Raw genomic sequence first — 12210 nt, 5'->3', positions numbered from 1 at the left:
TTTCTTATTACCATCTGTAATGTGCGAAAGCTTTATTAGCCTCTGCCATTTTATGAGTATCTTCTTTCTTTTTAACACTTGCTCCTGTATTGTTAGCAGCATCTAAAAGTTCTTTAGCTAGTTTTTGAACCATAGTTCTTTCTCCTCTTTTTCTAGAGTAGTCAACAAGCCATCTTAATCCTATAGTTTCTCTTCTATCTGGTCTTACTTCTATAGGTACTTGATAAGTTGCTCCACCAACACGTCTTGCTTTAACCTCTAATACAGGCATTATGTTATTTAAAGCTCTGTAGAATACTTCTATAGGCTCTTCTCCAGTTTGCTCTTTTACATAATCAAGTGCACCATATACTATTTTTTGAGCTTTACCTTTTTTACCATCTAACATTATTTGATTTACTAACTTAGTTATAACCTTATCTTTATAAATCGGATCAGGCATAACACTTCTTTTTGGCACATGTCCTTTTCTTGGCACGCTTCTTCCCTCCTTAACTATTCAAAGATTAGATCATAGGTACTCGACAAAACTAAGATGTCGTAGTGCACAAAATGCATATATATAAACAGTCTTTATCTGTTATTTAAATAACAGATAAAGTCACTGCATTTCTCCGCACTATTTTATAATAAATATTTATTATTTCTTAGGTTTTTTAGCACCATATTTAGATCTTGATTGCATTCTCTTATCTACACCTGCTGTATCTAAAGTTCCTCTTACAATATGGTATCTAACCCCTGGTAAGTCTTTTACTCTACCACCTCTTATAAGAACAACACTATGCTCTTGTAAGTTGTGTCCTATACCTGGGATATAAGCACTAACTTCTAACCCATTTGTAAGTCTAACTCTGGCAATTTTTCTTAAAGCTGAGTTAGGTTTTTTAGGAGTTACAGTTTTAACAGCTGTACAAACACCTCTTTTTTGTGGTGCATTTATTTTTGTAACTTTTTTCTTTAATGAGTTATAGTTAATACCTAAGTGTGCAGATTTAGACTTAGAAGTAACTTTTTCTCTTCCTTTTTTTACTAATTGGCTAATTGTTGGCATTAAAGCACCTCCCTCCAAAATTTTGCTTATTTTAGTATAGCAGCAGAAGCTGCGCTAACATCAATTCCACAGGCCTTTCCTAATTCTTTCATGCTGTCTACATATACAATCTCTATAGATTTTTCTTTACATAAGTCAACTAAGCCATTAACTACTCTAGACTCTGCATCTTTAGCAACAAATAAGACTTCTACTTCATCATTAATTATTGCTCTTTTGGCCTGTTTAGTACCTACTACCTTTTTGGCTTCTTTAAGACTCTGTAACACTATAGTTTCCTCCTACTTTAAATATCTAGAAGATTACGTGGGTAAATCCCACATAATCTTCTTTGATAACAAAAGAGTCAACCATACAAATTTACACACTAGTACATTTTATCATCAGTTGTTTATAGTGTCAACAACATCTATATCATTTAACTCATTTTCTGTTTCCTCTTCTGTCTCTGTACTTATAGCTATATCCTTGTACTTTTTCATTCCTGTACCTGCAGGTATAAGTTTACCTATAAGAACATTCTCTTTCAATCCTATTAAGTTGTCTTCTTTACCTTTTATCGCTGCTTCCGTCAACACCCTCGTAGTTTCTTGGAATGAAGCAGCTGATAAGAATGATTCAGTAGCTAATGAAGCTTTTGTTATACCAAGTAACACTCTTTTACCTACAGCTGGTTTTCCACCTTCGGACTCTATACGTTCATTTTCTTCATTAAATTCAAAGATATTTACTAGTCCACCTGGTAATAAATCTGTATCTCCTGAATCTTCTATCTTAACTTTATTTAACATTTGTCTTACTATAACTTCAATATGCTTATCGTTGATGTCAACCTCTTGCATTCTATAAACTCTTTGAACTTCTTTTACAAGATAAGATTGAACACCGGCTATACCTTTTATACTTAAAATATCATGAGGGTTTACAGATCCTTCTGTGATTTCATCTCCGGCTTCTATAACATCTCCCTCTTTCACTTTTAATCTTGATCCATAAGGTATACTATAACTAGTTGCCTCTCCATCTTCACCAGTTACTATAACTTCTTTTCTTCTTTTAGCTTCATTTATACTAATTGTACCTGCAATTTCAGATATAATCGCTAGTCCTTTTGGTTTTCTAGCCTCAAATAATTCTTCAACCCTTGGAAGACCTTGAGTAATATCAGCTCCAGCTACCCCACCAGTATGGAATGTACGCATTGTAAGCTGTGTACCAGGTTCTCCTATAGATTGTGCTGCTATTACACCAACAGATTCTCCGATATTTACTGAATTACCTGTAGCAAGATTTCTACCGTAACACTTAGAACATACTCCATGTCTTGTTTTACATCCTAAAACAGTTCTTATTTTAACTTCTTCTATTCCTGCTGCAATAATTGTATCTGCTATATCTTCTGTTATCAATTCTCCAGCTTTAACTATTAATTGTCCAGTATTAGGATTAATTACGTCATCAAAACTATATCTACCTTCTATTCTATCCCATAGCTCTTCTATTACTTCTTTACCATCCTTAAAGGCTCTGGTTAATAGACCTTCTTCTGTCCCACAGTCTTCTTCTCTAACTATAACATCTTGACTTACGTCTACTAATCTTCTTGTTAGATAACCTGAATCGGCAGTTCTTAGTGCTGTATCTGCTAGTCCCTTTCTAGAACCATGCGTAGAAGTAAAGAACTCTAGAACTGTCAGACCTTCCCTGAAGTTAGATCTTATAGGCTGTTCAACTGTTCTTCCTGAAGCATTTGCCATAAGTCCCCTCATACCAGCAAGCTGTCTTATCTGATTTTTACTACCCCTTGCTCCTGAGTGAGCCATTATGAAAATATTATTTAAACTATCTAGATTATTCATAAGTGCTTCAGTTACTCTTTCAGTTGTCTTATTCCATACTTCGATTACTCTTTCATATCTTTCCTCGTCTGAAATTAATCCTCTTCTATATGACTTTTCATATTTATCAACTAATTCTTCAGCCTCTGAAATATATACTTCTTTTTCATCTGGAACTATGATATCTTCGATACTAACAGTTATAGCTCCTCTAGTAGAGAATTTAAATCCTGTAGATTTTACATGATCTAAAACTATTGATGTTATAGTATTTCCATGTTTTCTATAACATTTATCAATTATTTTTCCTAACATTTTCTTATCAACTAACATATCTATTTCTAAAGAATACTTATCTTGAGTTCTATCTACAAATCCCAAGTCTTGTGGTAAATGTTCATTAAATATAAATCTACCGACAGTACTTTCAACAAGTTTTCCTTTATCATTTTCATCTAATCTTTTTCTTACTTTAACCTTTGCATGTAAGCCTACAGCCCCATTTTGATATGCCATCAACATCTCTTCGAAATCCTTGAAAATCATACCTTCACCTAATTCCCCAGGACTTTCAACAGTCAGATAATAACTACCTAATACCATATCCTGAGTAGGGGTTGTAATTGGTCTACCATCTTTTGGCGCTAGAATGTTATTTGTAGAAAGCATTATAAACCTAGCTTCAGCTTGTGCCTCTGTTGATAATGGAACGTGTACAGCCATTTGATCCCCATCAAAGTCAGCATTATAAGCAGTACATACAAGTGGATGTAGCTTAATAGCCTTACCTTCTACCAATATAGGCTCAAATGCTTGAATTCCAAGTCTGTGTAGTGTAGGTGCACGGTTAAGTAATACTGGGTGTTCTTTTATTACTGACTCCAACACATCCCAAACTACTGGCTTAACTTTTTCAACCATTCTTTTAGCACTCTTTATATTATGAGCGTACCCTTCATTAACCAATCTCTTCATAACAAAAGGTTTGAACAGCTCTAAAGCCATCTTTTTCGGTAATCCACATTGATAGAACTTAAGCTCAGGTCCAACAACTATAACCGAACGTCCTGAGTAGTCAACCCTTTTACCTAGTAAGTTTTGTCTAAATCTACCTTGTTTACCTTTAAGCATATCAGATAATGATTTGAGAGGTCTGTTTCCTGGACCAGTAACTGGTCTACCTCTTCTTCCATTATCTATAAGAGCATCAACAGCTTCTTGAAGCATTCTTTTTTCATTTCTTACTATAATATCTGGTGCGCCTAAGTCTAATAACCTTTTTAATCTATTATTTCTATTTATAACTCTTCTATATAAGTCATTTAGATCTGAAGTTGCAAATCTTCCTCCGTCAAGTTGTACCATAGGTCTTAAATCTGGTGGTATAACAGGAATAACATCAAGTACCATCCAGTCAGGTCTATTCTTTGACTGTCTAAATGCTTCAACAACTTCAAGTCTTCTTATTATTCTTATTTTCTTTTGTCCTGAACTATCTTTTAGTTGCAATCTTAGTTCTTTAGCTTCTCTATCTAAATCTATCTTTGCTAAAAGATCTTTTACAGCTTCAGCTCCCATAGAAGCTTTAAACTTTTTACCATACTTATCTACAGCTTCTCTATACTCTCTTTCACTTAAAAGTTGTTTTTCTGAAAGAGGTGTATCTCCTGTGTCTACAACTATATAAGACGCGAAGTATAATACTTTTTCTAAAGCTCTAGGAGACATATCTAATATAAGTCCCATTCTACTTGGTATTCCTTTAAAGTACCATATATGAGAGACTGGGGCTGCTAGCTCTATATGCCCCATTCTTTCTCTTCTCACTTTAGCTTTCGTAACTTCAACTCCACATCTATCACAAACTACACCTTTGTATCTAACTCTTTTGTACTTACCGCAGTGACACTCCCAGTCTTTTGTAGGACCAAATATTTTTTCACAGAAAAGTCCTTCCTTCTCTGGTTTTAATGTCCTATAGTTAATAGTTTCTGGTTTTTTTACCTCTCCATTAGACCATTGTCTAATCTTTTCAGGAGATGCTAAACTAATTCTTATTGAGTCAAAATTATCAAGTTCGAACAAGGAGCTTTCTCTCCCTTCTTTTAAATAGTTTGAATGTAGTTAATACTTTTATTCTTCATCAAAGTCATCTTCAAATAGATCCTCTTCAAAAACTACATCTTCTTCATCGAAGTTTATACTATCTTCATCAAAATTATCAATATCTACATCATAATCATCATTTTCTGTATCACTTGTATCACTATTAATTGATTCATTTTGATTATCTTCTTCGTTAGGATCATACTGTACTTCCATTTCTTCCGCTTCAAATCCTATAGTTAATTCATTTATTTCATCTTCTACAGATTCTTTGATTTCTATTTCATCATCTTCTTCTGTAAGAACCTTAACATCTAATGATAAACTTTGTAACTCTTTTATCAATACTTTGAAGGATTCAGGTATTCCTGGTTCTGGAATATTCTCTCCTTTAACTATAGCCTCATAAGTTTTAACACGACCTACGACATCATCTGACTTAACAGTTAAGATTTCTTGAAGAGTATGGGCAGCTCCATATGCTTCTAACGCCCAAACCTCCATTTCTCCAAATCTTTGACCACCAAACTGAGCTTTACCGCCTAGTGGTTGTTGAGTAACTAATGAATATGGACCTGTAGATCTAGCATGTATTTTATCATCAACAAGATGATGCAGTTTAAGCATATACATATATCCAACTGTAACTGGATTATCAAATGTTGCTCCGCTTCTTCCATCTCTTAGCCATATCTTACCACTCTCTGGTAGGCCTACATCTTTAAGTGCATCTTTTATATCATCTTCATTAGCTCCATCAAATACAGGAGTAGCTATCATCCAACCAGCTTTCTTAGCAGCTAGCCCTAAGTGAACCTCAAGAACCTGACCGATGTTCATACGAGAAGGAACCCCTAGTGGATTTAACACAATATCTAGTGAGGTTCCATCTGGTAAGAAAGGCATATCTTCTTCAGGAAGTATTCTTGAAACGACACCCTTATTACCATGTCGACCACACATTTTATCTCCAACGTTTATTTTACGTTTAGTTGCTATATATACTCTTACTAATTGGTTAACTCCTGGTGTAAGTTCGTCTCCATTTTCTCTAGTAAATACTCTTACATCAACTATTATACCAGTTTCACCATGAGGTACTCTTAATGAAGTATCTCTAACTTCTCTGGCCTTTTCACCAAATATAGCTCTTAGAAGTCTTTCTTCTGCCGTTAACTCAGTTTCTCCTTTTGGAGTTACCTTACCAACTAATATATCATTAGCTCCTACTTCTGCTCCAATCCTAATGATACCTCTTTCATCTAAGTCTTTTAACGATTCTTCCCCTACATTAGGAATATCTCTAGTAATTTCTTCTGGTCCAAGTTTAGTATCCCTTGCTTCAGATTCGTACTCTTCTATGTGAACAGAAGTAAGCACATCTTCTTTTACAAGTCTCTCATTTATTAATATAGCATCTTCATAGTTGTACCCTTCCCAAGTCATGAATGCTATTAATAAGTTCTTTCCAAGAGCTATTTCACCTTGATCAGTTGAAGGCCCATCTGCAATAACCTGACCTTTTTCTATCTTTTCGTTTTTAGATACTATAGGTCTTTGGTTTACACAAGTACCTTGGTTCGAACGTTTAAATTTAAGTAATTTATATTTATCTACTTGACCATTCTCGTCCCTCTTTACAAGTATCTCATCAGCAGTTACCTTGGTAACAACACCACTATGCTTAGATACCACTACAGCACCTGAATCTTTAGCAGCTCTATATTCTATACCAGTTCCTACTATAGGTGCTTCTGTTTTTAATAAAGGCACAGCCTGACGTTGCATGTTAGCACCCATCAACGCTCTATTGGCATCGTCATTCTCCAAGAATGGTATCATAGCCGTACCAACAGAAACTATTTGCTTAGGTGATACGTCCATATAGTCTATTTCTGTTCTTGGAACAACATCAATAGCCCCATTTTTAGCCCTTGCAATAAGTCTTTTGTTTATGAATCTTCCTTCTTCGTCTAAAGGTTCATTAGACTGAGCTACTATCAGCTCATCTTCAACGTCAGCAGTTAAATATTCAATTTCATACGTAGCTTTGTAATTTTCTTTATCTACCTTTCTAAAAGGAACTTCTATAAATCCGTAATCATTTATTCTAGCATAAGTAGTTAAAGAAGTAATAAGTCCGATATTTGGCCCCTCTGGTGTTTCTATAGGACACATTCTTCCATAATGCGAATGATGAACGTCCCTAACCTCAAATCCAGCTCTGTCTCTACTAAGTCCACCAGGTCCTAAAGCCGACATTCTTCTTTTATTAGTTAATTCAGCTAACGGGTTTGTTTGGTCCATAAATTGAGATAACTGGCTACTACCAAAAAATTCTTTTATAGATGATGTAACTGGTCTAATATTTATTAATGTTTGTGGAGTTACAACATCTATATCCTGAATAGTCATTCTTTCTCTGACCACTCTTTCCATTCTTGATAGACCTATTCTAAATTGATTCTGTAAAAGCTCTCCAACAGAACGTAGTCTTCTATTTCCAAGATGATCTATATCATCTATAATTCCTACACCAAAAAATAGATTAAATTCGTAGTTAACAGACGCAACTATATCAGGGATTGTTATATGTTTTGGAGAAAGCTCTCTAATATTTTCTTTTATAGCATCTTTAAGGTCATCTGGATTGCTATATTCATCTATTAACTTTTTCATTACAGGATAATAAACTTTCTCTTTTAATCCTAAATCTTCTATAGAAAAAGGTAAATTAAAAGCTTTAATATCAACAAAGTGATTTCCTAATACTTTAACTACTTTGTTGTCATCAGTTAGAATACTCACTTCATTAATTCCAGCAGCCTCAATTTCTAATGCCTTATCTCTAGATATTTTTGCCTCTTTTTCTACTAGTATCTCTCCAGTGTTTGGATCAATTATCGTATCAGCCGATCTTCTATTCATTATTCTGTTATATAATGAAAGCTTTTTATTAAATTTATATCTTCCTACTTTAGCTAAATCATATCTTTTAGGATCAAAGAAGAGCGATTCAAATAAAGTTCTTGCACTATCTATAGTAGGTGGCTCTCCTGGTCTAAGTCTTTTATATATCTCTAATAATGCTTCTTCTTCTGTTTTAGTGCTATCTTTTTCTAATGTTTTTAAAAGTTGTTCACTTTCGCCTAAAAGTTCTACTATAGATGAATTTGAGCCATATCCTAGTGATCTAAGTAATATTGTAATAGGTAATTTTCTTGTTCTATCTACTCTAACATATACTATATCATTTGAATCCGTTTCGTACTCTAACCAAGCACCTCTATTTGGAATAACAGTTGAAGAATATAGTCTTTTACCCATCTTATCTATTTCTTGTGAAAAATAAACACTAGGTGATCTTACAAGTTGGCTTACTATAACTCTCTCGGCACCGTTAATTATGAATGTACCTTTATCAGTCATTAAAGGCAGATCACCCATAAACACTTCTTGCTCTTTTACTTCTCCTGTCTCTTTATTTATTAACCTAATTTTTACTTTTAATGGTGCTGCATAATTTACATCTCTTTCTTTTGATTCTTCTTCATCATACTTTGATTCTTCACCAAGTGAATAATCTACAAACTCTAAAATTAGGTTTCCTGTATAATCTTTTATAGGAGAAATATCCTCAAAAACTTCTTTCAGTCCTTCTTTAATAAACCATTCATATGACCTTTTTTGTACCTCAATTAAGTCTGGTAATTCCAATACTTCATCAATCCTAGAATAACTCATACGAACCCGTTTGCCTACTGAAACAGGATGCACCATTGTAATTCACCCCTTATCAAAACTAATAGTCAAAACTAAACCATCTTATTTCTCTGATGGTAAAATTTACATTTATTGTATCTATTATAATGTTTCCATATTAATCTTATTTTATTCAAAAAAAACTTGACAAAATCGCCTATTTTGCATTTTATAATATTATCACACTAAAATAAAGTTGTCAAGTAAGGAAATTTAAAGCATATGTCAAAAGTATGGGGGTTTTTTTATATCGTTCTATGATCGTATAATTTATAATAAATAGAACAATTGATATGATATATTTGCTATATTTTTACATAATCACTTTTAAAATTTTTCCATATATACGGATAAAAAAAGGCTTCATATAAAAATGAGGCCTTTTTCTATTTATTAAAAAGTTTAAAACTAATTATTTTACTTCTACTGTAGCTCCAACTTCTGATAATTTAGCTTTCATTTCTTCAGCTTCTTCTTTTGAAACTCCTTCTTTTAATGCTTTTGGAGCATTATCTACTAATTCTTTAGCTTCTTTTAATCCTAATCCAGTTATTTCTCTAACTACTTTGATAACTTTTATTTTTTCTCCACCAGCGCTAGCTAAAACTACATCAAATTCAGTTTTTTCTTCAGCTGCTCCACCTGCTGCTGGTGCTGCTCCACCTGCTGCTGCTACTGCTACAGGAGCCGCAGCGCTTACTCCAAATTCTTCTTCTAATGCTTTAACTAATTCTGATAATTCTAATACAGTAAGATTTTTAACCTCTTCTATTAAACTTAATACTTTTTCGCTTGCCATGGTAAATTCCCTCCATTATATTCACTTAATTTTTAATTTCATTTTAATATTTGATAGTTTTTATTATAGCTTTCTATCATTAAGCTTCTTGCTTATCTTTAATAGCATTTAAAGCATATACAAGATTTCTAATATTACCTTGAAGTACGTTAACAAATCCTGTAATTGGAGCATTTAAGCCACCAAGAGCTTTGGCAACAAGTACTTCTCTTGAAGGTAACTCTGCAAGTTCTTTGATTTCATCTAAATCAATTAACTTACCATCAACTATACCAGCTTTAATTTCTAAGTCTTTATGATCTTTAGAAAACTCACTTGTAATTTTAGCTGGAGCAACTGGATCATTACTAAAAGCTACAGCATTTGGACCTGTAAGATATTGATTAAAGTCTTCTAATCCAGCATCTTTAAACGCAAGTCTCATTAATGTATTTTTATAAACTTTATAATCTACACCAGCTTCTCTATATTTCTTTCTAAGATCAGTTATTTCTTCAACACTTAATCCTCTATAGTCAACAAGTACAACAGATTGAGATCCAGTGATCTTTTCTTTAATTTCGTCAACAACCTGTTTTTTTAATTCTAATGATGAGCTCATGTAGGTTTCACCTCCTTATGCCGAAAACTCTATCCTAAACTTACCTAAAATATAAAAGGTCTTTCCCCGTAGACATGGAAAGACCTCAGATTTCGAATTTATAAATCTATATCCATTCCTCGGTAGGCCACTTTAAACTCATAATGAGTACCTACTGTCTACGGATTTTATTCACTTAATAACAGAATGAATTATATCATCTATGCTTATCTATTGTCAATATACTTTTTATTAATCCATTAATTTTTGTGCATTTATTTTAATTCCAGGGCCCATTGTACTTGAAATTACAACGCTTTTTAAATATTTTCCTTTAGCTGCCGCTGGCTTAGCTTTTATGATAGCTTCTAATAACGCATCAAAGTTTTCTTTTAATTTTTCTGTTCCAAAAGAAGCTTTTCCAACTGGAACGTGAACTATACTTGTTTTGTCTACTCTATATTCAACTTTACCTGCTTTAATATCATTAATTGCTTTTTCAACTTCAAAAGTAACTGTTCCTGATTTTGGGTTTGGCATTAAGCCTTTAGGTCCTAATACTCTACCTAATCTACCTACAACCCCCATCATGTCTGGAGTTGCAACTACTACATCAAAATCAAACCAGTTTTCACCTTGAATTTTAGCTACTAATTCTTCTGCTCCTACATAATCTGCTCCGGCATTTGTAGCTTCTGTAGCTTTTTCACCTTTAGCAAATACAAGAACTTTTCTAGTTTTTCCTGTACCATGTGGTAAAACAACTGCTCCTCTAACTTGTTGATCTGCATGTCTTGGATCAACACCAAGTTTAATTGATAATTCTATAGTTTCATCAAATTTAGCTTTTGCTGTTTGTTGAACTAGCTCTATAGCTTCATTTACATCATATAAATTATCTTTGTTAATTAATTTTGAACTTTCTTGATAATTTTTACCTCTTTTAGCCATTTTACAAACCTCCTTGGTGGTAATAACGGTTATATTTACCTCCCACTATTTAGCAAATAATTACTCTTCTACAACAATACCCATACTTCTTGCTGTTCCAGTAATCATGCTTATAGCAGCTTCAATGCTTCCTGCATTTAAGTCTGGCATTTTTATTTCTGCAATCTCTTTTACTTTATCTTTTGAGATTGTAGCAACTTTAGTTTTATTTGGTACTCCTGATCCAGATTCAATTCCTACTGCTTTTTTAAGTAGTACTGCAACTGGAGGAGTCTTAGTTATGAATGAGAATGATCTATCTTGATAAACAGTGAGCACAACTGGAATGATCATACCAGCTTGATCTGCAGTTTTAGCATTAAACTCTTTTGTAAACTGCATTATATTTACACCATGAGGTCCTAATGCTGTACCTACTGGTGGCGCTGGAGTAGCTTTACCAGCTGGAATTTGTAGTTTAACAACAGCTATAACTTTTTTTGCCATTTTCCTCACACCTCCTCGTATATTTAGTGGTACTTTAACAGCCCACAATTAAAATATCTATTTATAATAAAGCTTGTTTAGCTTTTTAGCTATTATTTAGTATATCTTCTCTACTTGTTCAAAATCTAATTCTACAAGAGTTTCTCTTCCAAACATAGAAACGAAAACTTTGAGTTTTCTTCTTTCATTATCTATATTTTGAACAGAACCTTCTAGATTTTCAAAAGGTCCAGATTTTACTTTAACGAATTCGCCTTCATTTATGTCTATTCGAGGTAGAATATCTTGTACCCCTAATGTCTTGATTTCATCATCACTTAATGGAACAGGCTTTGATCCTGGTCCAACAAATCCTGTAACGCCTCTAGTATTCCTTACTAGGTACCAGGATTCATCTGTCATTATCATTTTAACTAAGACATATCCTGGAAACATCTTTCTCTCTTTTGTCTTTTTCTTTCCGTTTTTACTTTCAGTGTATTCTTCAGTCGGCACCTTTACACTAAAAACAACGTCTTGCATACCTCTATTTTCAACTAGTTTCTCGATATTAGCCTTAACCTTATTCTCATGACCTGAATAAGTATGAACTACATACCAATTACCTTTTTCTGACCTATCTGTCATATTTTCA

General features: G+C 33.3%; 10 protein-coding genes and 1 other annotated feature. All 10 genes read right to left on the bottom strand.

The window, feature by feature from the left end; all coding sequences use genetic code 11:
* Nucleotides 1–7 precede the first annotated feature (7 nt).
* The 10 genes from rpsG to nusG all read right to left on the bottom strand — a co-directional run bounded on the left by rpsG (nucleotide 8) and on the right by nusG (nucleotide 12203).
* Nucleotides 8–478 carry a 30S ribosomal protein S7 gene (rpsG, locus tag CLPU_RS10735; RefSeq protein WP_050355664.1) on the bottom strand — a complete coding sequence of 157 codons (471 nt, stop codon included), beginning with the start codon at nucleotides 476–478 and terminating at the stop codon, nucleotides 8–10.
* 162 nt (nucleotides 479–640) lie between these two features.
* Nucleotides 641–1054 (bottom strand): 30S ribosomal protein S12, encoded by a 414-nt coding sequence (gene rpsL / locus CLPU_RS10730; RefSeq protein WP_050355663.1) that lies wholly within the window; start codon nucleotides 1052–1054, stop codon nucleotides 641–643.
* A gap of 26 nt (nucleotides 1055–1080) precedes the next feature.
* On the bottom strand, nucleotides 1081–1323 hold the full coding sequence (locus tag CLPU_RS10725; RefSeq protein WP_050355662.1) for a ribosomal L7Ae/L30e/S12e/Gadd45 family protein: 243 nt from the start codon (nucleotides 1321–1323) through the stop codon (nucleotides 1081–1083).
* Between the two features lie 114 nt (nucleotides 1324–1437).
* A complete protein-coding gene (rpoC, locus tag CLPU_RS10720) occupies nucleotides 1438–4977 on the bottom strand; it encodes a DNA-directed RNA polymerase subunit beta' (RefSeq protein WP_050355661.1) in 3540 nt (1179 codons plus the stop codon).
* Nucleotides 4978–5025: 48 nt separating this feature from the next.
* Nucleotides 5026–8778: a DNA-directed RNA polymerase subunit beta gene (rpoB, locus tag CLPU_RS10715; protein ID WP_050355660.1), complete on the bottom strand. Its 3753-nt coding sequence runs from the start codon at nucleotides 8776–8778 to the stop codon at nucleotides 5026–5028.
* Between the two features lie 394 nt (nucleotides 8779–9172).
* Nucleotides 9173–9559, bottom strand: a complete 387-nt coding sequence (gene rplL / locus CLPU_RS10710) for a 50S ribosomal protein L7/L12 (RefSeq protein ID WP_050355659.1) — start codon at nucleotides 9557–9559, stop codon at nucleotides 9173–9175.
* Between the two features lie 79 nt (nucleotides 9560–9638).
* The gene (rplJ, locus tag CLPU_RS10705; protein WP_050355658.1) at nucleotides 9639–10160 is read right to left on the bottom strand and encodes a 50S ribosomal protein L10; all 522 of its coding nucleotides are present in this window, start codon (nucleotides 10158–10160) and stop codon (nucleotides 9639–9641) included.
* 42 nt (nucleotides 10161–10202) lie between these two features.
* Nucleotides 10203–10342 (bottom strand) — a sequence feature (ribosomal protein L10 leader region).
* Nucleotides 10343–10391: 49 nt separating this feature from the next.
* A complete protein-coding gene (gene rplA, locus CLPU_RS10700; protein WP_050355657.1) occupies nucleotides 10392–11090 on the bottom strand; it encodes a 50S ribosomal protein L1 in 699 nt (232 codons plus the stop codon).
* A gap of 60 nt (nucleotides 11091–11150) precedes the next feature.
* A complete protein-coding gene (gene rplK, locus CLPU_RS10695; RefSeq protein ID WP_050355656.1) occupies nucleotides 11151–11576 on the bottom strand; it encodes a 50S ribosomal protein L11 in 426 nt (141 codons plus the stop codon).
* A 96-nt stretch (nucleotides 11577–11672) separates the two neighbouring features.
* Complete coding sequence (nusG, locus tag CLPU_RS10690) at nucleotides 11673–12203, bottom strand: transcription termination/antitermination protein NusG (protein ID WP_050355655.1); 531 nt, start codon at nucleotides 12201–12203, stop codon at nucleotides 11673–11675.
* Nucleotides 12204–12210 lie beyond the last annotated feature (7 nt).

The sequence above is a fragment of the Gottschalkia purinilytica genome (assembly GCF_001190785.1).
GTDB lineage: Bacteria > Bacillota > Clostridia > Tissierellales > Gottschalkiaceae > Gottschalkia_A > Gottschalkia_A purinilytica.
This window is presented reverse-complemented; position numbering and strand designations above follow the sequence as displayed.